Source organism: Amorphus suaedae, assembly GCF_053629675.1.
In genome coordinates this window covers 1966275-1986916 of the sequence record NZ_JBRJIT010000001.1, presented here as the reverse complement: position 1 = coordinate 1986916, position 20642 = coordinate 1966275, and the positions used below count along the sequence as shown (strand labels likewise).

The window sequence follows — 20642 nt, the reverse complement described above, 5'->3', positions numbered from 1 at the left end:
ACCGTCGACGCGCGATCGACGGGTCCGTTGGCCCGGCAGGCTGATCTGGTGGAAAAGGGGGCCGCCCAAGGCGGCTTTGAAGGCCGTCATCTCAATCCCTCCGCCGGCATGACCCGGATCAGGTTCGCAGGGTTGGCAGGATCGCCTCTCAGCCCGTCCGGGCACCCCTTTGAGACAGTTCGCAAGATGTAGCCAGCACCGTCCCGTTGCGCAAGGGGTGCGGCTTCAGACCGTGCGGGTCAAACGAAAAGGCCGCCCCGAAGGGCGGCCTGAACGGTGTCGCGATGACCGGAAAGGCGGATCAGCGCGAGTAGAACTCGATGACCAGGTTCGGTTCCATCTTCACCGGGTACGGCACGTCGCCGAAGCCCGGAGCGCGGTTGTAGACCGCGGTCATCTTGGAGTGGTCGGTGTCGATGTAGTCCGGCACGTCGCGCTCGGCGAGGCTGACGGACTCGAGCACCAGGATCATGTCCTTGGAGCGCTGGCGCACCTCGATGACGTCGCCGACCTTGCAGCGATAGCTCGGGATGTTGACCTTACGGCCGTTCACCATCACGTGGCCGTGGTTCACGAACTGACGCGCGGCGAACACGGTCGGCACGAACTTGGCGCGGTAGACGATGGTGTCGAGGCGGCTCTCCAGCAGGCCGATCAGCCGCTCGGAGGTGTCGCCCTTCAGCCGGACGGCTTCGTCGTAGATCTTCCGGAACTGCTTCTCGGAAATGTTGCCGTAGTAGCCCTTCAGCTTCTGCTTGGCGCGAAGCTGAATGCCGTAGTCGGAAAGCTTGCTGCGGCGGCGCTGGCCGTGCTGGCCGGGGCCGTACTCGCGCTTGTTGACCGGGCTCTTCGGGCGACCCCAGATGTTTTCGCCCATGCGGCGGTCGAGTTTGTGCTTCTGCGAATGGCGCTTCGACATAAAAACCGTGTCCTTCGTGTTGCGATGTTCTTGAGAACGGATGTTCTTTGGGAACGATGGACACGCCCCCTCCTCTGCCCAGATGGTCAGGGCTGACAGGGACGGTGCGAAGCTACGCCACATCCCACGGGTGCGTGAAATCCGCCAGCGTTGCCGCCAGCGAAGGGCCGTGAGATAGGCGATAGCGGCGCCCAAGTCAAATCGGCCGGTGAAAACCGGGCGCCAGCATGAGCCGCCAGTGCGACCAACGGACCGAGCCATGACCCAGAACCGATCCGGCGATCCGCGCCGTGCGCTGCTCACCGCCCTCCGTCCCTTCGCGGAGATCGACACGCGCCATCTCCTGGAGGCGGACCAGCATACGCCGATGACCGCCTTCGTCACCCGCACCCGCGAGGCGGTGGGCGAACTCGTCATGCCGGCGGCGGCGCTGGTTGTGGTGATCGAGGGGACCAAGGAGGTGCTGTGGGGCGCCGAGCGCCGGACCTACCGCCCGGGAGATGCCATCGCGCTCGCGGCGGGCACGCACGTGGACGTGGTGAACGTGCCGGATGAGGGCACCGGCGTCTACCGGGCGCTGTGCGTGACTTTTCCGCGCGACCTGGTGATCGAGGCGGCCCGGCTGTGGCCGAGCCTGGCGGACGCGCGGGCGGAGCCGGGTACCGCCGTCGCCCTCGACGATGCCCTCGGCTCGGCGATCGTCCATGCGGGCGAGGCGCTGGCCGGACAGGCGGGCACGTCGCGGCGGGTCGTGGAACACCGCATCATGGAGATCCTGCTGGTGCTTGCCGAGCGGGGCGTGCTGCCGATCGCGCCGAAGTACGTGGAGCGTTCGGTCGTCGAGGCGGTGCGGCTGATGATCCGGCACAAGCTCGACTTCGCGTGGACGCCGGCGCTCGTCGCCGGGCGGCTGTCGATGTCGGAAGCGACGCTGCGCCGGCGGCTGAAGGGGGAGGGCGAGACGCTGCGCGGCCTCCTGCTGTCGGAGCGCATGCGCGCGGCGCGGGTGATTCTCGCCGAGCGGGACGCCGACGTCGCCGATGCGATCGCCGCGACGGGCTACACGTCGCGCTCGCACTTCGCGCGCCATTTCCAGGAGGCCTTCGGCGTCCTGCCCTCCGCCGTGCGCGGCAGCCGCCGCGTCCGCCCCGACGCCTGATCGGTTCCGGCGCATTCCTGACCGGACCGGGTCCGCCCGCCGCCCCGCTCCCGCCTATCGTCCCGTCCGCAAGATCCCGACGAGATGGAGACGGAGCATGGCTGGATATCGGATGGCGAGGATGGGCATTGCGGCGGCGGCATTCGCGCTGGTGGCCGCGTCGGCGGCGGCCGGAGAGGCACTGGACGTGACCATCGGGGATGTCGATGCCGCGGGCCGGTTCGCCGACAGCGCCGCCTTCTGCCCGCCGGAGGGCGCGGCCGAGACCAACGTCAGTCCCGAGGTCCGCTGGGGCGCGGGGCCTGACGGCACGAAGTCCTACGCCCTGCTGATGACCGACGCGGACGTCCCGGCAGACCTGTCGCTCATCAACAAGCCCGGCGTGACCATCGCGACCGACGCGCCCCGGGTCACGATCCACCACTGGGTGCTGGTCGACATCCCGGCCTGGCAGAGCGGGCTGGCGCGCGGCGTGGAGAGCGAGCGCCTCGTCGCCGGCGGCAAGCCGATCGGCCGGACCGACCACGGCCTGCGCGGCGCCAACGTCTTCACCGCCTTCCTCGCTGGCAACGCCGACATGGCCGGGACCTACGGCGGCTACGACGGCCCGTGCCCGCCGACCAACGATCTGCGCGCCCACCGCTACCGGATCGAGGTCTTCGCGCTCGACGTGCCGACGCTCGGGCTGAGCGGCGCCTTCACCGGCGCCGATGCCGAAGCCGCCATGAAAGGCCATGTGCTCGCCCGCGGTTCGGCGACGGCCACCTACAGCCTCAATCCGGCGGTGGCCGGCCAATGACGGACATGCCACAAACGGCACCAATCACCGCAGAGCCGGAGAACCGCGCCATGACGGCGTCGCCATCGCCTTCCGCCCCGATCTTCACCCGCCACGCCCGCGCATATGATGCCATGCGGCGCGGGTTCATCCCGTGCTTCGACCGCTTCTACGGAACGGCGCTGGATCTCATCGGCAATCTCCGCCGGGAGCAACCGCTCCGCGTGCTGGATCTCGGCGCCGGCACAGGGCTGTTCGCCGCACTGCTGCTGGAGCGGATGCCGGATGTCCGGGTCACCTGCCTCGACGCATCCGAGGGGATGCTGGACGAGGCACGTGCCCGGTTCTCCGGCGACGATCGCGTGGACTTTGCCCTCGCCGACATGGCGACCGCCGACCTGGGCGGTCCGTGGGACGTGGTGATGTCGGCGCTGGCGATCCATCACCTGGAGCACGAGGCGAAGAAGGCGCTGTTCGCCCGGGTGCGCAACGCGCTGGTGCCCGGTGGGCTGTTCGTCAACGCCGAGCAGGTGTTGGGCCCCACTCCGGCGCTGGAGGAGCGCTATGGCCTCAAATGGCTCGCCGACATTCGGGCGGCCGGCGTGCCCGAGGACGAGATCGCCAAGGCCCGCGAGCGCATGCGGTTCGACCGGTGCGCCAGCGTCGAGGACCAGCTCGCCTGGATGCGTGAGGCGGGCTTCCGCGACGTGGACTGCAGCTTCAAGAGCTGGCGGTTCGCGGTGCTGAACGGCCGGGCATGACCCGGCCGTCCGGCGCCGGGGCTATCCCTTGCCGACGCGGGCTTGCGGCGCCTCGAGGGTGAAGACCACGTCGTAAAGGCCGGGCGACGCCGTGGCGAACGCCTTGTTGCCGTCGAGGTAGCCGCGCTCCTTCAGGTGCTCGATCACGCGGCGGGCGGCATCGAGGTCGGCGCTCTGGGCGTAGTTCACCACCCGCGTTCCGTCGCGGCTCCTGTGGAGGCTGGCCGACAGCCAGCCCGGGACGCGGCTTGCTTCGCGTGCCGCCTCTGAGAGGTAGGCGATCAGCCTGTCCTGGCCGCCTTCGGGCACGGTGAAGACGTTGATCTGGGTGACGATGTCGGTGTCGCTGCGGATGATCGGCATGGATGTCTCTCCTCGGTCTGTCGAGGCGCGAGACGCCGAGGGCAGGCGGGAGGTCGACGAGATAACCGCGGACACGCGCCAAGCCCTCGGCGCGGAGCGCGCCGGTTGCTTGCCGCGGGCTCGCCCGAAGCGGGCGAGGCGGAGCGCCGGGTTCCGCGACGGGCGCGGCAGCCGGCGGGGGCGGGCTTACCGATGCCGCCCCTGGTCCTTTTCGACGTGCTCAGGATCGGCGATCGAGGCCGCCGGCGCAAGCAGCCCGTCGTTGTCCACGCCGACTGCGATGTCCTCGCCAGGAACGTAGGGGCGGGCGCCGGGCGCGTAGGCGACGAGCGCCTCGCCGCGCGGGCCTTCCAGGTCGAGCCGCTGGCGGGCGCCCTCGAACAGCGCCGCGGTGACCCGAAACGTCAGGCCACCGCCGTGGCCGACGACGGCCGCCTCCGGCCGGAAGGCGAGCGTCGTCGGACCGTTTGGTCGGCCCGGCACCGGCACGGTCCCGGCGGCCGTGGTGAAGACGCCATGCTCGACGGTGCCGTCGAGCCGGTTCACCGGACCGAAGAAGCCGGCCACATAGTCGCTCTGGGGGGAATAGTAGACGTCGCGCGGGGAACCGACCTGCGCGATGCGGCCGCGGTCCATCACCACCAGCCGGTCGCCCAGCGTCAGCGCTTCGGCCTGGTCGTGGGTGACGTAGAGGGCGGTGGCGCCCTGGGCGCGGATCATCGCGGCGATCTCGGCGCGCAGGCCCTCGCGCAGGCCGGCGTCGAGGGCGGTCAGCGGCTCGTCGAGCAGGATGATGCCGGAGCGCGGCGCGAGCGCCCGGGCCAGCGCCACCCGCTGGCGCTGGCCGCCGGAGAGCTGGTCGACGCGCCGGCCGGCGAACTCCTCCAGCCGGGCGGTGGCGAGCAGCTCCTTCACGCGCTCGGCGCGCTCGGTGCGCGACCAGCCCTGGACGCGCAGCCCGTAGCCGATGTTGCCGGCGACCGACATGTGCGGGAACAGCGCGTAGGACTGGAACACCATGCCGACGCCGCGCTTCTCGATCGGGAGCGCCGTCACGTCGACACCGTCGAGCAGCACCTTGCCGCCTGGATCGGGGGTGTCGAGGCCGGCGACGAGGCGCAGCAGCGTGGTCTTGCCGCAGCCCGAGGGGCCGAGCAGCACGACGATCTCGCCGGCGGCGATCGACAGGTCGACCGGGGCGAGCGCGCGGGTGCCGTCGGCGTAGGTCTTGGCGCAGCCTTCCAGCCGCAGCTCCTTGCCGTTCATGCCGTCCTCCGCACGCGCGGCCGCACCAGCTCGGCGACGCCCATGACCGTGCAGGCGAGCGCGATCAGGACAAGGGACATGGCGGCGGCGGCGGGCAGGTCGGCGCCGGAGTCGGAGATCTTGGAGTAGAGGACCATCGGGAGGATTGCGATCTGGGTTCCGGAAAGGGCGAGCGCGGTGCCGTAGGCGCCGAGCGCTACCGCCGCGCAGAGCGCGAAGGCGACGAGGCAGGCGGGCGCCACCTGGGGCAGCAGGATGTCGCGGAAGGCGCGCAGCGGCGAGGCGCCGAGGGCGCGCGCGGCGTGAAGCTGCTCGGTCTCGAAGTTGGCGACGACCGGGAAGATGACCAGCACGGCGCGCGGGATGAGGTAGTAGCAGTAGGCGATGGCGAGCCCGGCCGGGGTGTAGATCAGCCCGCCGACGACGGCCGGATCGGCTCCGAGATCGGCGAGCAGCATCGTCACGAAGCCGGAGCGGCCGAACACCAGGATGAAGCCGTAGGCCACCACCAGCCCCGAGAACGACAGCGGCACCGCGATCACGGTGAGCAGCATCGTCCGCCGCGCCGGCGACAGCCGTGCCAGGTGCAGCGACACGCCGAGCCCGACCGCGGTGGAGACGAACGGCGCCAGCGTGCCCAGCACGGCGCTGCCGACGAGACCGCGCCAGAACACCGGATCATCGAAGACGGTCGCGAACGCGCCGCCACCGTCGGAGAAGGCCTCCGTCACGATGCCGGCGAGCGGCCACACGAGGAAAAGGACGAGAAAGGCGCCGGCGGGAACCGCCAGCGCCCATTTCAGGACCGACGCGCGCATGATGCCTCCGGCGCGCCGTCCGTATCCGCGTGGATCATTGGCCGAGCACGGCCTTTGCCCACGCCGCGTCAATCTCCGACTTCATGGCCTTCGCCTTGGCGACGTCCAGCGGCTGGAGCTGCGGGGCGGCGGGCATGGCGTCGGCGACGCTGTCGGGCAGCTTCACGCCCGGCACCGAGGGACGCACGTAGCCGTCGGCGAAGCGGGCCTGACCCTCGTCGGTCATGATGAAGTTGAGCCACAGCTTCGCGGCAGCCGGGTTCGGGCCGTCCTTGACCATGCTGATGGCGTAGGGGGCGGCGGCGGAGGCTTCCTCCGGCATCACGACCTCGACCGCGTCGCCCATGCCGTCCTTGAACTTGGCCTTCAGGCCGTCGTTCTCGTAGCCGATGTAGATCGGGATCTCACCCTTGAGGAACTGGGCGTAAGGCGTGGTGCCGACGGTGCGCAGGACGTTGCCGGACTTGTGCAGCTTGGCGAGGTAGTCGATGCCCGGCTGGATGTCGTCCATGGAGCCGCCGTTGCCGAGCGCCGCGCCGAACACGACGACCTGGCCCTGGCCCGTGGAGCGGGGGTCGAGATAGACGATCGAGCCCTTGTACTTCTCGTCGAGCAGGTCGGCCCAGCTCTGCGGCACGTCCTTCACCAGGTTGGTGTTGACCAGGAAGGCGACGTTGAGGGTGTGGATTGTGAACCACTTGCCCTCCGGATCCTTGAACGGATCCGGCAGCTTGTCGAAGTTGACCGGCTGGAACGGCGCCACGACGTCCTTGTCGACCGCGTCGAGGGCGGAGCCGGCGAAGTAGTAGGCGGTGTCGGCCTGGGGCCGGTTGCGCGACTTGTCGAGGGCGACGACCGTCGCGGCGGAGCCGAGGTCGTTGTAGACCATCTCGACTTCCGGATAGCGCTCCTTGAAGGCCTTGAACTGGGCGCCCCAGTTGGCCCAGGTCGGGCCGGTGTCGAAGGAGACGACCATGCCCTCTTCGGCGGCCTGGTCGTAGAGGGTCTGCTCGCCGTCATAGAGCTCCGGCCCGTCAAACGCCTGGGCGGAGGTCGCGAGCGCGACCGCCGCCGCGGCGGTGGCGATGAACATCTTCATGAGAGGGACTCCCTGTTGGTGACCGCGGACAGCGTCGCCGCGGCGGTTCCGGTGAGAAGCGAAAGCACGAGGAGAATGACCGTCGCCGCGCAGGCGAAGCCCGTCGCGCCGTAGAAGGCCTGCAGGAGGACGATCGGGTAGGTGCGGTCGAGAAAGCCGGCGATCAGGTTGGACAGCTGGAACTCGCCGATGGAGATCGCCGCCACCGTGACGAGGCCGGTGAGGAGGCTGGTGGCCGACACCGGCACGACGATGTCGATCAGCCGCCGCCAGAAGCCGGCGCCGAGTGAGCCGGCCGCCGCCTCGAGCTCGCCGAGCTTCAGGGCCGCCATGTCGTTCATCAGCGTGGCGACGAGGTAGGGAAGGGTCAGCAGGACGTGGCCGGCCACCAGCAGGAAGAACGAGCCGAGCCAGGGCGTCATCGCGGTGGAGAAGGCGATGATGAAGCCGAAGCCGAGGGTGATCTCGGGGGCGGCGACCGGCACCAGCATGACGAGGCGCACCAGCCGTGAGGCCGATTTCCGGCCCGACGTCACCGCCGCGTAGGCTAGCGGCAGGCCGAGGAGGGCGGCGACGAGGCAGGTCGCCCCGGTCACCCGCAGGCTGGTCCAGAAGGCGCGCGCGAAGCTCGGGTCGTCGAACACCGCCCGGTACCACTCGCCGGTCATGCCGGTCGGCAGCAGCGTGTTCGTCCAGCTCTCTCCGAACGAGCCGACCGCCAGCAGCGCGATCGGCAAGGCCAGATAGACCAGATAGGCCCATGTCACGAGAGCCATCGTTCCCCCCTTGGTGGTCGAGTTCTTACATATCGCGGGCGATTGTAAGTTTTATGACGTTAGCGAGAGGCGTCCGTCTTGTTGGGTGTCGGTCTGCACGTCGGCGTCGTCGAGGGAGAGAAGATGATGCACCAGACGGTCGATGGCCGCATCGGCATCGCTGCACGTCACGGCTCCGGGCACGTCCGGGGCGCCTTCCAGCGCCAGCACCAGCCGCTCCCATTGCAGGCCGTAGGCCATTTCCGACAGCGTGCCGTAGCCGCCGCCAACCGCGATGAGGGCGGTGCAGGCGCGCGCCAGGATGGCGTTGCGGGCGGCGCCGATGCCGGTGGCGATGGGAATCGCGACATAGGGGTTGGCGCCGGTCCACTCCTCGTCGGGAAGCAGGCCGATGGGCTGTCCGCCGGCTTCGAGATTTCCCCGGCAGGCGGCTTCCATCACGCCGCCCTTGCCGCCGCACGCCATCTGGACGCCGAGCGTGCCGAGGGCGTGTCCGACCTCGTAGGCGACCTCGTTCTGGCGGCCGTTGGGCTCGCGGGGGCCGATGACGCCGACGGGAATGCGGCGCACGCGGGCGCCGGACATGACCAGGCGGAGCCCCTCGCGGGCGCCGATGGTGGTCAGCCCGGCCGGCGCGTCACCCGCCACCCAGGCGGCCGCCCAGGGATCGAAGCGCTCGTTTCCTCGCCAAAGAATGCCGTCGCCGCTACGCTTGAGAAGTGGCATGCGCGATCTCTTGTGTGGTAATTCAGAATGCCGATGAACGAAATCTTACATGATCCGGACGCGATGGGCGAGCGGCGTGAGCAGATTCTTTCCGTGCTGCGCGAGGCGGGCTTCGTCACCATCGACGGGCTCGCCCAGCGCTTCGGCTGTTCGGCACAGACCGTGCGGCGCGATCTCATCGCCATGGACCAGGCCGGACTGCTCAAGCGCTTCCATGGCGGCGCCGGGCTGACCGAGGCCGTCGCGCGGCCGAGCTACACCGCCAAGCAGGGCATCAACACCTCCGGCAAGGGGCTGATCGGGCGGGCGGCGGCCGCCCTGGTGCGCTCCGGCGACACACTGTTCTTCGACGTGGGGACGACGGTGGAGGCGGCGGCGACAGCGCTGGTGAAGACCCTCGACCAGAAGGGACCGTCCGACCTCCGCGCGGTCTGCGCCGGCCTGAAGGCGGCGATGATCCTGGCCGGCGCGCCGGGGGTGAAGGTCGAGGTGCTGCCGGGCGAAGTCAATACGCCGGACGGCGCGATCACCGGCGCGGCCGCCACTGCGGCGCTGGCGGACCTGCGCCTCGACCACGCGTTTCTCGGCGTCTCCGCGTTCGACGCGGACGGCTCCGCCTGGGATTTCGACCCGGCGAAGGTGGCGGTGAAGCGCGCCGGCATCGCCGCGGCGCGCGACGCGTGGGCGCTCGCCGACGCCAGCAAGTTCGCGCGCGCCGCCGGCCGGCGGGTCTGCACGCCGCGCCAGCTCCGGGGCGTGATCACCGACGCCCACCCGGCCGCCGACCTCGCGGCGGCCTTCGAGGCGGCCGAGTGCGCGGTCGTTCTGGCGTAGGCGCGGCGGAGAAGGCCCGGCCGCGCCGACGTCTCAGCGCTTGCTTTGCGCCAGCTGGTCTGCCCGGTAGCGGGACTGCCGCTCCAGCATCCAGCCGGGGTATTCGGCGGGCAGCGCGGTGACCGCATCGATGGCGGCAAGGTCGTCCGCCGACAGCTCCACATCCACCGCCCCCAGATTGTCCTCAAGCTGGTCCACCCGCTTGGCCCCGACGATGACGCTGGTCACCACCGGCTGGTGCAGCAGCCAGGCGAGCGCGATCTGCGCGACGCTGACGCCCTTGGCGTCGGCGATGGTGCGCATGGCGTCGATGGCGTCGAAGGCGCGGTCCCGGTCGACCGGCGGGAAGTCGAAGGTCGCCCGGCGTCCGTCGCCGGCCGTCTGGTTGTCGCGGTCGTACTTGCCGCTCAGCAGCCCGCCGGCGAGCGGGCTCCAGACCATCAGCCCCAGCTTCTCCGACGTCAGCATCGGCACGATCTCGCGCTCCAGGTCGCGGCCGGCGACGGTGTAGTAGGCCTGGAGGGATCGGAACGGCGCCAGGTTCTTGCGCTCGGAGATGCCGAGCGCCTTGGCGATCTGCCACGCCGCCCAGTTCGACACCCCGACGTAGCGGACGTGGCCGTGGCGCACGAGGATGTCGAGCGCCTCCAGCGTCTCCTCGATGGGGGTGAGCGGGTCGAAACCATGGATCTGGTAGAGGTCGATGTGGTCGAACTGCAGTCGTTTCAGGCTGGCCTTGGCCTGGTCGATGATGTGATAGCGCGTCGCGCCGCGCTGGTTCTGCCCGTCGCCCATGGGACCGAGAACCTTGGTGGCCACCACGACCTCGTCGCGGGGCACGCCGACGTTCTTGAGCGCCTGGCCGGTGATCTCCTCCGACAGGCCCCTGGCATAGACGTTCGCCGTGTCGATGAAGTTGATGCCGGCGTCGAGCGCGGTGCGCAGAAGGGCGTCGGCCTCGGGCTGCTGGACGGCGCCGATGTCGCGCCACGCCCCTTGGCCGTCCCCGAACGTCATCGTGCCGAGGCACAGTTCGGAGACGAAGAGGCCGGTCTGTCCGAGCGGATTGTATCGCATGTCTGAACTCATCGGTTGAGGGTGAGGCGGCTGCCCGGCCGCGGTGTCGCGGTCGGCCGGGCGCGCGCGTCGACTGTGTGGGGAAGCCGGAGCGGAAAGCGGTTCGCCGGGCCGCGGAACCTCGCGGCGACCGGTGAACCGGGGGCTCCGGCCGGCAGCTATTCGGCGGCGGAGGCCATATCGAGGTCGCGCATCGCCTCGGCGGCGATCTCGAACGATCGCAGCCGCTTGTCGTGGGCGTGGATCTGGCCGGCGAGGATGACCTCGTCGGGCGCGTAGTGGCCGATCAGCTTCTTGAGCTGGGTCTTCACGCTCTCCGGGCCGCCGAACGCGCTGCAGGCCAGCGCCTCCGAGACCATCGGGATGATGCGGGGATCGAGCTTCTCCTCGACGTTCTCCACCGGGCGGGGCAGCGGCCCAGGGTTGCCGGTGCGCAGGTTGGCGAAGGCCTGCTGCATCGACGACATCAGGTAGCGGCCCTCGGCGTCGTCGGCGCCGGCGAATACGTTGATCGCCAGCATGAAGTAGGGCCGGGCCAGGTGTTTCGACGGCCGGAAGGTGGTGCGGTAGATCTCGATGGCGTGGGAAAGGGCCGCCGGCGCGAAGTGCGAGGCGAACGCGTAGGGCAGGCCGAGATGGGCGGCGAGCTGCGCCCCGAAGGTGCTCGAGCCGAGGATCCAGACCGGCACGTGGGTGCCGACGCCGGGGATCGCCCGCACCCGGGTCGCCGGATCGGCGTCGTCGAAATAGTCCATCAGTTCGACGACGTCCTGGGGGAAGGTGTCGCCGCCGCCGAGATTGCGGCGCAGCGCCCGCGCGGTCGCCATGTCCGTCCCCGGCGCCCGGCCAAGACCGAGGTCGATGCGGTCGGGAAACAGGGTCGCCAGCGTCCCGAACGCCTCCGCCACCATCAGCGGCGCGTGGTTCGGCAGCATCACGCCGCCGGAGCCGACGCGGATGGTCGAGGTCGCGGCCGCGACCTGGCCGATCAGCACCGCGGTGGCGGCGCTGGCGATGCCGGCCATGTTGTGATGCTCGGCCAGCCAGTAGCGGTTGTAGCCGAGCTGTTCGGCGTGGCGGGCGAGGTCGATGGTGTTCCGCAGCGAATCGGCGGCGGTTCCGCCTTCGGGAATCGGGGACAGGTCGAGCAGGGAATAGGGGATCATCGAAGCCTCACGCGTTCGCTCAGCACATCGGCGGGGACGGGAGATCGCGTCTCGCGGCCCGGAAATGGCTGTCTGGTCATCTGCTCCGCGCCATCTCGGAGCGCTCGGGCGGTGTCTTGGTCGTACAGTTGGGGTGGAGGCGGCCCTCCGGCGACCCCCTGTGACGCACTTGGCGTTGATTTCCGGACCGATCGGTCCATATTGTCAAGTCATGGAAGCGACCCGCACCCGACCCCGCACCGGCCCCGGCCGCCCGCGCGCCTACGACGAGAGCGCGGCGCTCGATGCCGCGTTGCAGGTTTTCTGGACCAAGGGGTTCGAGGCGACGACCCTCGACGAGCTGACGGCCGCGATGGGCCTCAGCCGGTCGAGCTTCTATGCCGGGTTCGGCTCCAAGGAGCGGGTGCTGCTGGCCGCGCTGACCGCCTATTCGGACGCGGCCCTCGCCGCCCTTGCCGAACTGGCGCACAAGCCCGGCGGCGAGGCCGTTCCGGCCATGCTGTCGGCGCTCGCCGATCCGAAGGGCGGGCCGCGCGGCTGCATGCTGGTGAACTGCATCGCCGAACTCGCGCCGCACAACGAAGAGGTGAAGGAGGTCGGCCGCCGCCATCTCGACCGCATCGAGCGGCTGTTCGCCGAGGCGCTGTCGCCGTCGGATCCGGATGCCGCCGCGGGCCGCGCGCGTGCGCTCTCAGCGCTCGCCATCGGAACGCTGACGCTGCGCAAGTCGGGCCTGCCACCGGAGGCGATTTCCGCGGCGCTGGACGAGGCGCGGTCGCTGTTCGGGCCTCCCGCCGGCTGAGACCCCTTCCGCCCGGCATTTTCGTACCTATTTTTGGACTGAACAGTCCTGAATTCAGAGTTCTCCCAAGACCTGACCAACCGGAGCCGCCTCCCATGACCACCCCGAAGCTCTTCACCCCGCTCAAGGCGGGCGCCATCGACCTCAAGAACCGCATCGTGATGGCGCCGCTGACGCGCAACCGCGCCCGCGCAGAGGATGACGCGCCCTACGACATTCACGTCGAGTACTATGCCCAGCGCGCCGGCGCCGGCCTGATCGTGACCGAAGCCAGCCAGATCAGCCCCGAGGGCAAGGGCTACGCCTGGACCCCCGGCATCTACAGCCGCGCCCAGGTGGCCGGCTGGAAGGCGGTGACCGACGCGGTCCACGCCAGGGGCGGCCGCATCGTCCTGCAGATGTGGCACGTCGGCCGCATCTCCCACACGGTGCTGCAGCCGGACGGCCAGGCGCCGGTGGCGCCCTCGGCGATCGGTGCCAAGGCCAAGACCTTCGACGGCGAGGGCTTCGTGGAAACCTCCGAGCCGCGTGCGCTGGAGCTGTCGGAGATCCCGCGGGTGATCGAGGACTACCGCAAGGCGGCGCGCAATGCCGTGGACGCCGGCTTCGATGGCGTCGAGATCCACGCCGCCAACGGCTATCTGATCGACCAGTTCCTGCGCGACGGCGCCAACCGGCGCACCGACGCCTATGGCGGTTCCATCGAGAACCGCACGCGCTTCATGCGCGAGGTGGTCGAGGCGGTGACCGAGGTGTGGGGCGCCGACCGGGTCGGGATCCGCCTGAGCCCGTTCTCCGCCGCCAACAACCTGACCGATTCCGATCCGATGCCGCTGTTCGAGCGGGCCGTCGACATCCTCAACGGCTTCGGGCTCGCCTATCTCCACATGGTGGAAGGCCAGACCGGCGGGTCGCGCGAGCTGGACGAGGGCCTGTCCATCGAGGCGCTACGGGCGCGGTTCGACGGCGTCTACATGGCCAACAACGGCTACGACCGGCAGATGGCCATCGACGCGGTGGAAAGCGGCAAGGCCGACCTGGTCGCCTTCGGCCGGCCCTACATCGCAAACCCCGACCTCGCGGAGCGGCTGGAGCAGGACGCGCCGCTCAACGCGCTCGACCCCGACACCCTCTATGGCGGCGGCCGCAAGGGCTACACCGACTATCCGGCCCTCGCCGAGACCCAGGCCGCCTAGGGCAAGTCCCGTTCGGATCGACGCGATCCGAACGCACCGGAATTGTCCAAATGATTGAAGCCGGAGCCATTTCTTGTTGACCAGGTGGTTCCACCTGGTCGGAGAAGGCTCCTGGGCCGACCAGACACGGGCCTCGTTCCCCCTCCGCGAGGTCCGCCCGGCCGGGACCGTTCCTCCATTCCAGTCCCGGTCGAAATGGGGCCGGTCGCGCACGCCGCGGCCGGCCCTTTCTTTGTCCCTCAGGCCGCGTCGCGCTGCCGGCCGATGCCCTTCGCTGCACGTTGCGGCGCAGAGTTCTCCGCGCGGCCGAGAGCCGGCGAGACGCCGAGAATGCGGCCCAGCGCCTCGATCCGAACCGCCTGGTGGAGCTGCAGGTCTTGTCCGCCGATGTCGGCGTACCAGGCGAGAAGCGGGTCCTGAACGGCCGTGCGGATGCCCGACAGCTCCTCCATCACGGCGAGCGCGCAATAGGCCGCGTAGCTCGGCGAATATCCGCCTTCCTGGCAGAACAGCACCCGCCCTCCGGCATGGACGTCGGCGATGTCCCGCACCGCCTTCGTCATCTGGCGGAACGTCTCGCTGGTGCAGAGCATCCGGCCGAACGGATCGCCGATCGCCGCATCGAAGCCGCAGGCGACGATGACGAACTCCGGCCGAAAGGCCGCGAGCGCCGGCAGCACGATCTCGTCGAACGCCGAGAGATAGGCGCCGTGGCCGGAGCCAGGCGGCAGCGGAAGGTTGAGGTTGGAGCCGAGGCCCGCACCTTCGCCGCGCTCGTCGACCCCGCCGCTGTCGGCCGGATAGTAGCCCTCCTGGTGGAGCGACACGGTCAGCACGTTCCGCTCCGCGTAGAAGGCCTTCTGGGCTCCGTTGCCGTGGTGGACGTCCCAGTCGATGATCGCGATGCGCTCGATCCCGTGAACCGCCTGGAGGTGCCGCGCGGCGAGCACCGCGTTCGCGAACACGCAGAAACCGCGGCCACGCTCCCGCTCGGCATGGTGGCCGCGCGGGCGGACGAGGGCGTAGGCGTTGCGCACGTCGCCCCGCACGATCCGATCTGCGGCCTCGATGCAGCCGCCGGCCGCAAGCCGCGCGACCGGCAGGCTCGAACGCGAGACCAGGGCGCTGTCGCCGGCATCGCCGCCGCCGCCAGCCGCCAACGCGGAAAGCCGGTCGAGATAGGCGCTGGAATGGGCGCGCAACAGTTCCTGCTCGCCGGCCGGTCTCGGGGCGATCGGCGCGAGGCCGGAGGCAAGCCCGCTGGCCTGGAGAAGGCTCCAGATGCGGCGCTTGGACTCCAGCCCGTCGGCGGAGGAAAAGGGGGCGTTCCAGCCGTTCGGCGACGCCGGCGCCGGGTCGTAGCGCGCGAAGCGCTCGTCCCAGACCAGTCCCGTGCGATCGCCTTGAGTAGGCGTCATTTTCAGTCTCCCATCGAATGAAGTGCCGCGTGCCTCTAGAGGTCCGCCCGCGCCGCGCGGCTCGGGCGGACTTTCGGGGCAGCGGCGCGGGGCCGCTATCTTCGGGCCTCGATCACCATGTTGAACGGGGTCGCGAACGTCCGGCGGACCTTCGACAGTCCCGCCTGTTCGCAGACGGCGGCGAGCTCGCGGGCCCCGGCCTGGGCGCCGAGCACATGCGTGCCCCGCTCCGAGATCGCGTGGGCGCAGCAGAGCGTCGTGGAGGCCGCGTAGTAGAGCCGCCCGACCGGGTTGAAATTCTCCTCGACGCGATCTCCGGCGAACGGCTCGATCAGCATGACGGTGCCGTCAGGGGCGAGCGTCTCGGCCGCGTGAGCCAGGGCATCGACCGGGAACCCCATGTCGTGCACGCAATCGAAGAAGCAGACGAGGTCGTAGCCGCGATCCGGATAGCTGCGGGCGTCGCCGACCTCGAAGCGCACGCGATCCCCGAGGCCGGCCTCTTCGGCGAGCGCTCGCGCCGCGGCGATCGATCCGGCATGGGCATCGACGCCGAAGAAGCGCGAGTTCGGAAACGCCTTCGCCATCAGCACGGTCGAATGTCCGTGGCCGCAGCCGACGTCGATCACGGTGATTCCGGCCTCGAGCCGCTCCGCCACGCCGTCGAGCGACGGGATCCAGTCGGAGATCAGGTTCGCCTTGTAGGAGTTGCGGAAAAACGAGGCGCAGCCGCAGTACAGGCGTTCGTCGTGATCGCCCCAGGCGATGCCGTCGCCCGTCCTGATCGCCTCGGCGGCGCGAGGAGCGTCCTGCCAGAGCGAGGCGACGACCTCCCAGGCGTGCGGCACGAACACGGCGCTTCCGTCGTCGGCGAAGACCTGCTCCTGCTCGGGCGTCAGCTCGTAGGTGGCGTTGGCGCGGTGATAGGCGACATAGCCGCCGGCCGCCTGGGCGTTCAGCCATTCGCGCACGTAACGCTCGGTGCAGCCGCTGCGCCCGGCGACCTCGGCCGCGGTGAGGGGGCCGGCACCGGCCATGGCCTTGTAGAGGCCGAGCCGATTGCCGATGGACACCATGACGCCGGCATATCCGGCCGAAAGGTCGGAAATCGCCTGGGTGGTCAGCGCCGCGAGCCTGTCGTGATTGATCGCGTTCATCCTGTTTCTCCTTGGGCTGGCCGGAGCCGCCCATTGGCGCCCCGGCGTTTCTGCAGCGCGACCATGCGTGCGGAGCGCCCTCACAACGAGTGCGTGCAAGGTCAGGAACGGGTCATTTGTGCCATTCGGTGGTGGCCAGAGCGGTTCGACAGTCGACAGGGCACCGGCCGAAGCCCGCCGCCGGCCCTTGCTGGACAATCGGAAATTTAAACGTACATTGGTGTGTAATGAAAATATCTCACGACGTCAATATGGATGCACGATCAAGTGCAGTGAAATCGAAGACCCGCCCATACACGCTGAAAAAGCGTGCCGAGCGGCAGGCGGAAACGCGGCAGCGCATCGTCGATGCCGCCATGGGGCTGCACGCGACCGTCGGTCCGGCCTTCACGACGCTGACCATGGTGGCGGAGCGCGCCGGCGTTCAGCGCCACACGCTCTATGCCCACTTTCCCGACGAGCGGGCCTTGCTGCTCGCTTGCTCCGCCACCGCCCTGGAGCAGGACCCGCTGCCGGATCCGGAGCCCTGGCGGGCCGTTCCTGATCGCGACGAGCGCCTGCGAGCCGGTCTCGGTGCGATCTACGCCTGGTACGGCCGCAACGAGGGGCAGGCGGCCTGCGTGCTCCGCGACGCGGAGTCTCACGAGCTGACACGGGAGATTGTGACCCTGCGGATGGGTCCGCTGTTCATGGCCTTCCACGAAGTCCTCGGGGCGGAGCTCGATCATACCGGGCAGGCGATGTTGGGGCTGGCGCTCGGCTTTCACACCTGGCGCAGCCTGGTGCGGGAAGGCGGGCTCGCGCCGGATGAAGCGGTGGATGCGATGGTCCGGGCGATAGGGTCGGCCTAGCGCGACGTCGCCAGATGAAACGCGCCCGCCGCGCGAACGACTGCCGGCGTCATGCAACCCAAAATGCGCGTTGACCCTTCGCACAACGGGTGCAAGAACGGTCGTCATCCAGTCATCTCTGCGTCGGGACAACGACCATGCCGGATGATGGTCGCCAACTGCATGTGAGCATCGTCGCGTTCCCCGATGCGATGATGTCGACGCTCGCCGGCATCCACGACGTCCTGTCCTCGATCCCGTTCCTCGTCGAAACCGGCCAGTTGCCTCCGATGGCGCCTCCCTTCCGCGTCGAGATCGTCGGCGCGGAGGCCGGAAAGTTGCCGCTCGCGAGCGGCATGCCGATCGAGGTGCAGCGGTCCGTCCGCGACGTCGGGCGCGCCGACATCGTGATCGCGCCGTCGCTGCTGCTCACCGATGGCGTCTGGCAGAAGGGGCGCCACGGCGAACTGGTCGACTGGATGTCCGAGCAGCACAGGCAGGGAGCCGTTCTGGCGTCGGCCTGCTCGGGCCTTTTCCTGCTCGCCGAGACCGGCGCCTTCGACGCGCACGAGGCCACGGTGCACTGGGGCTTCGAGCGCGTTTTCCGCCAGACCTATCCCGGCATCCCGGTCTTCCCGGAACGCCCCCTCGTCGTGTCCGGCGAGACGGAGAACCTCGTTTCCTCCGGCGCCTCCATGTCGTGGCACGACATGGTGCTCTATCTCGCGGCGCGGAACGGCGGGGCCAACGTTGCCCAGGCGATCGCGCGCTTCTTCGCGCTCCAGTGGCACTGGGACGGACTATCGCCCTACATCGTGTTCGACGGTCAGTCCGACCACGGCGACGCGACGATCGCGGATGCCCAGAGGTGGCTGGCGGACCATTTCTCGGTGGGCTCGCCGGTTGAGGAGATGATCCGCCGCTCGGGGCTCGCCGAGCGCACCTTCAAGCGGCGCTTCACGGCGGCGACGGGCCGGTCGCCGATCGACTATGTCCAGCGGATGCGCGTCGAGGAGGCCAAGCGGCGTCTGGAGAGCACCGCGGAACCGATCGAGACGATCAGCTGGCAGGTGGGCTACGAGGACCCCGCCTTCTTCCGCCGCCTGTTCAAGCGGGTGACCAGCCTGTCGCCGGGCTCTTATCGGCGGCGCTTCCAGATCCCCGAATACGCCAGGCGGCGGGAAGGGGCCGGCCGGCCGGCGCCTGGGCCGACCGGCGTGACCGTCCGTCAGGGACGGCAGACGTAGTAGAAGTTCTGCGCGTCGTGGGGCAGCTCGTGGACCTCGACGCTGCCAAACCCAGCCTCCCGGAAGTAGCGCTCGGCGACTTCGCGTCCCCACATTGCGCCCAGTCCCTCGCCGCCCTGCGCCAGCGAGACCGGGGTGCAGTGCATGCAGGACACGGTGTAGAGCAGCGTCGCCAGCGGATGGTCCCGGTCGCCGTGGTGGTGGCTGGTTCCCTGCACGTCCTGGGCGAGATAGACGCCGTCCTCGGCGAGCGTCCGGCGGATGCCGGCCAGCAGCGCCCGCGGCTTCGCCTGGTCGTGCACGGCGTCGAAGCTGGTCACGAGATCGAAGCAGGCGGGCGGCGCGCTGACGTCGAAGTCGGAGAGGTCGCGCACCTCGAACGCGATGTTCTCCAGACCTTCGGCCGCCGCCTGGCTCCGCGCCCAGCCGATCGCTTCCTCCGACAGGTCGAACCCGGTGAAGCGGCTGTTCGGAAACGTCCGCGCCAGCAGGTGCAGCGCCCGGCCGCGGCCGCAGCCGACGTCCAGCACCCGGATCCCTGCCTCGAGCCGCTCGGTCAGGCCCGGGACGAGCGGCAGGATCGCGTCGACGAGGGCCGGCAGCACGGTCAGGCCGCTGTCTTCGGCCATCACCTCGTGAAAGCGGGTGTAGCGGGCGTAGGGCACGCCGCCGCCCTCGCGGAAGCAGCGCACGATGTCGTCCTCCACGCCGCCCAGAAGCGGGATGTACTGGGCCATGCCGGCGAGGTTGGCGATCCCGTCGCGGGTGAGCAGCGCGGCGTGCTCGGCGGGAAGGGCGTAGGTCCCGTCGGACGGATCGTGCGCGACGATCCGGGCCGCCGTCATCGCCCCCAGCCACTCGCGCACGTAGCGCTCGCTGCAGCCGGCGGCGCCGGCGAGACCGGCGATGGTCGTGGATCCGGCGCGCTCCAGCGCGTCGAACAGTCCGCTGCGATGGCCGACCGAGACCATCAGCAGCATGGCGGCCTCGTTGAGGGCGGCGACCAGCCGGGTTTCGAACCCGGCGAGGCGGGCTTCGTCGAAGTCGGCCGGATCGAGAGAGGGGTCCGCGTGCGCATCCATGGGTGCCTCCATGCGTTTGGTGCGTGTGAGGCGACGGGCATACGTCCTCGGGTGGAAATCGGCTAAAGTCGTTCAGGACGCAAACGGGACGAATGCGCCAATGACCACGGACAGACGCCCTCTCACCGCGGCGCTCCTGGTGGTGCCCGACAGCACCGCCTCGACGCTCTACGGCATGTTCGACGTGTTCGCCTCGGTCGGCCGGGACTGGCCGTTCATCACCACCGGCACGCCGGGCGAACCGCTGATCCGCCCGGTGCTGGTCGGCGCCGACCGGACGCCCGTCCGCGCGGCGAACGGCGTGGCCCTGCAGCCGGACCTCGGCTTCGCCGAATGTCCGACGCCGGATCTCATCTGCATCTCCGACCTCTTCGTCGCGCCGGAGGCGGGCGTGGCGGACCGCTATCCGGAGGCGGTCGCCTGGCTGCGCGCGGCCCATGCCGCCGGAGCCACCATCGCGGCGGCGTGTTCGGGCGCGCTTCTTGTTGCGGAGGCCGGTCTTCTCGACGGTCACGAGGCCACGACCCACTGGGCCTATTGCGACGCGCTGGCGAAGGGGTACCCGGAGGTGACGGTGAACGGGGCGCGCGTGCTGGCGGCGTCGGGAGAGGGGCAGCGCGTGCTCACGGCCGGCGGCGGCACCTCCTGGCAGGACATGGCGCTGTTCCTGATCGCGCGCTTTTTCGGCACCGAGGAGGCGATGCGGATCGCGCGGATCTATCTGCTCGACTGGCACGCCAACGGCCAGTTGCCGTTCGCCGTGCTCTCCAACACCCGCAAGGCGCTGGATGCCCAGATCGCCGACTGCCAGGTCTGGCTCGCGGACCACTACGCGCAGCCGCATGCGGTCTCCGCGATGGTGGCGCGCAGCGGCCTGTCGGAACGTTCCTTCAAGCGGCGCTTCACCCAGGCGACCGGGATGCCGCCCATCGACTACGTGCACACGCTGCGGCTGGAGGAGGCAAAGCAGATCCTGGAGACGACGGACCTTCCCGTCGAGGCGGTGGCCGTGGACATCGGCTACGAGGACGCCAGCTTCTTCCGCCGGCTGTTCCGCCGCAAGGTCGGGCTGTCGCCCTCCGACTACCGCCGCCGCTTCCGCACCGTGCGGGTCGCGCTCGCCGCCGCCCGGCCGGCGCAGGAACGGGCGATGCCGGCCGGGTAGGCG

At 69.9% G+C, this 20642-nt stretch carries 21 protein-coding genes and 1 riboswitch; of the genes, 9 read left to right on the top strand and 12 right to left on the bottom strand.

Features of this window, described 5'->3' with window-relative positions; translation table 11 throughout:
* Positions 1 to 78: 78 nt before the first annotated feature.
* Positions 79 to 179, bottom strand: a riboswitch (TPP riboswitch).
* Between the two features lie 122 nt (positions 180 to 301).
* Complete coding sequence (gene rpsD, locus AB7M35_RS08975) at positions 302 to 919, bottom strand: 30S ribosomal protein S4 (protein WP_453959004.1); 618 nt, start codon at positions 917 to 919, stop codon at positions 302 to 304.
* Between the two features lie 259 nt (positions 920 to 1178).
* Between rpsD and AB7M35_RS08970 the strand changes: the two genes are divergently transcribed.
* The 3 genes from AB7M35_RS08970 to AB7M35_RS08960 all read left to right on the top strand — a co-directional run bounded on the left by AB7M35_RS08970 (position 1179) and on the right by AB7M35_RS08960 (position 3617).
* Entirely contained in the window at positions 1179 to 2078 is a 900-nt protein-coding gene (locus tag AB7M35_RS08970; protein ID WP_453959002.1) for a helix-turn-helix domain-containing protein, read from the top strand.
* A gap of 97 nt (positions 2079 to 2175) precedes the next feature.
* On the top strand, positions 2176 to 2877 hold the full coding sequence (locus AB7M35_RS08965; protein ID WP_453959000.1) for a YbhB/YbcL family Raf kinase inhibitor-like protein: 702 nt from the start codon (positions 2176 to 2178) through the stop codon (positions 2875 to 2877).
* Between the two features lie 50 nt (positions 2878 to 2927).
* Positions 2928 to 3617, top strand: a complete 690-nt coding sequence (locus AB7M35_RS08960; RefSeq protein ID WP_453958998.1) for a class I SAM-dependent methyltransferase — start codon at positions 2928 to 2930, stop codon at positions 3615 to 3617.
* Between the two features lie 21 nt (positions 3618 to 3638).
* Here AB7M35_RS08960 and AB7M35_RS08955 read toward each other — a convergent pair whose 3' ends face one another.
* From AB7M35_RS08955 to AB7M35_RS08930, 6 genes are all read right to left on the bottom strand, one after another.
* Positions 3639 to 3980 carry an antibiotic biosynthesis monooxygenase family protein gene (locus tag AB7M35_RS08955; RefSeq protein WP_453958997.1) on the bottom strand — a complete coding sequence of 114 codons (342 nt, stop codon included), beginning with the start codon at positions 3978 to 3980 and terminating at the stop codon, positions 3639 to 3641.
* Positions 3981 to 4166: 186 nt separating this feature from the next.
* On the bottom strand, positions 4167 to 5246 hold the full coding sequence (locus AB7M35_RS08950) for an ABC transporter ATP-binding protein (protein ID WP_453958995.1): 1080 nt from the start codon (positions 5244 to 5246) through the stop codon (positions 4167 to 4169).
* A complete protein-coding gene (locus AB7M35_RS08945; RefSeq protein ID WP_453958994.1) occupies positions 5243 to 6064 on the bottom strand; it encodes an ABC transporter permease in 822 nt (273 codons plus the stop codon). Before AB7M35_RS08945 ends, AB7M35_RS08950 begins: the two co-directional genes overlap by 4 nt.
* A 34-nt stretch (positions 6065 to 6098) precedes the next feature.
* A complete protein-coding gene (locus AB7M35_RS08940) occupies positions 6099 to 7163 on the bottom strand; it encodes an extracellular solute-binding protein (RefSeq protein ID WP_453958992.1) in 1065 nt (354 codons plus the stop codon).
* Positions 7160 to 7939, bottom strand: a complete 780-nt coding sequence (locus tag AB7M35_RS08935; RefSeq protein ID WP_453958990.1) for an ABC transporter permease — start codon at positions 7937 to 7939, stop codon at positions 7160 to 7162. The genes AB7M35_RS08940 and AB7M35_RS08935 overlap by 4 nt, the downstream gene beginning before the upstream one ends.
* Before the next feature lie 51 nt (positions 7940 to 7990).
* Entirely contained in the window at positions 7991 to 8665 is a 675-nt protein-coding gene (locus AB7M35_RS08930; RefSeq protein WP_453958989.1) for a TIGR00725 family protein, read from the bottom strand.
* Positions 8666 to 8692: 27 nt separating this feature from the next.
* On the opposite strand from AB7M35_RS08930, the gene AB7M35_RS08925 reads away from it, so the two are divergent.
* Positions 8693 to 9499, top strand: a complete 807-nt coding sequence (locus AB7M35_RS08925; RefSeq protein ID WP_453958988.1) for a DeoR/GlpR family DNA-binding transcription regulator — start codon at positions 8693 to 8695, stop codon at positions 9497 to 9499.
* Positions 9500 to 9532: 33 nt separating this feature from the next.
* On the opposite strand, the gene AB7M35_RS08920 is transcribed toward AB7M35_RS08925, so the two are convergent.
* The gene (locus tag AB7M35_RS08920; protein ID WP_453958986.1) at positions 9533 to 10576 is read right to left on the bottom strand and encodes an aldo/keto reductase; all 1044 of its coding nucleotides are present in this window, start codon (positions 10574 to 10576) and stop codon (positions 9533 to 9535) included.
* Positions 10577 to 10734: 158 nt separating this feature from the next.
* Positions 10735 to 11742: an LLM class flavin-dependent oxidoreductase gene (locus AB7M35_RS08915; protein ID WP_453958984.1), complete on the bottom strand. Its 1008-nt coding sequence runs from the start codon at positions 11740 to 11742 to the stop codon at positions 10735 to 10737.
* A 211-nt stretch (positions 11743 to 11953) separates the two neighbouring features.
* On the opposite strand from AB7M35_RS08915, the gene AB7M35_RS08910 reads away from it, so the two are divergent.
* Together AB7M35_RS08910 and AB7M35_RS08905 are read left to right on the top strand one after the other, a co-directional pair.
* Positions 11954 to 12544: a TetR/AcrR family transcriptional regulator gene (locus tag AB7M35_RS08910; protein WP_453958982.1), complete on the top strand. Its 591-nt coding sequence runs from the start codon at positions 11954 to 11956 to the stop codon at positions 12542 to 12544.
* A 95-nt stretch (positions 12545 to 12639) separates the two neighbouring features.
* Positions 12640 to 13740, top strand: coding sequence for an alkene reductase (locus tag AB7M35_RS08905; protein WP_453958980.1), 1101 nt, complete (start codon positions 12640 to 12642; stop codon positions 13738 to 13740).
* Between the two features lie 239 nt (positions 13741 to 13979).
* On the opposite strand, the gene AB7M35_RS08900 is transcribed toward AB7M35_RS08905, so the two are convergent.
* Both AB7M35_RS08900 and AB7M35_RS08895 read right to left on the bottom strand, forming a co-directional pair.
* Positions 13980 to 15158, bottom strand: a complete 1179-nt coding sequence (locus AB7M35_RS08900; protein WP_453958979.1) for a class II histone deacetylase — start codon at positions 15156 to 15158, stop codon at positions 13980 to 13982.
* Between the two features lie 95 nt (positions 15159 to 15253).
* A complete protein-coding gene (locus AB7M35_RS08895) occupies positions 15254 to 16315 on the bottom strand; it encodes a class I SAM-dependent methyltransferase (RefSeq protein WP_453958978.1) in 1062 nt (353 codons plus the stop codon).
* Between the two features lie 272 nt (positions 16316 to 16587).
* On the opposite strand from AB7M35_RS08895, the gene AB7M35_RS08890 reads away from it, so the two are divergent.
* Both AB7M35_RS08890 and AB7M35_RS08885 read left to right on the top strand, forming a co-directional pair.
* A complete protein-coding gene (locus AB7M35_RS08890; protein WP_453958977.1) occupies positions 16588 to 17166 on the top strand; it encodes a TetR/AcrR family transcriptional regulator in 579 nt (192 codons plus the stop codon).
* A gap of 137 nt (positions 17167 to 17303) precedes the next feature.
* Positions 17304 to 18392 (top strand): GlxA family transcriptional regulator, encoded by a 1089-nt coding sequence (locus AB7M35_RS08885; protein ID WP_453958976.1) that lies wholly within the window; start codon positions 17304 to 17306, stop codon positions 18390 to 18392.
* Here AB7M35_RS08885 and AB7M35_RS08880 read toward each other — a convergent pair.
* Complete coding sequence (locus AB7M35_RS08880; RefSeq protein ID WP_453958974.1) at positions 18374 to 19474, bottom strand: class I SAM-dependent methyltransferase; 1101 nt, start codon at positions 19472 to 19474, stop codon at positions 18374 to 18376. The genes AB7M35_RS08885 and AB7M35_RS08880 overlap by 19 nt on opposite strands.
* Positions 19475 to 19574: 100 nt before the next feature.
* Between AB7M35_RS08880 and AB7M35_RS08875 the strand changes: the two genes are divergently transcribed.
* Positions 19575 to 20639 (top strand): GlxA family transcriptional regulator, encoded by a 1065-nt coding sequence (locus AB7M35_RS08875; protein WP_453958972.1) that lies wholly within the window; start codon positions 19575 to 19577, stop codon positions 20637 to 20639.
* Positions 20640 to 20642 lie beyond the last annotated feature (3 nt).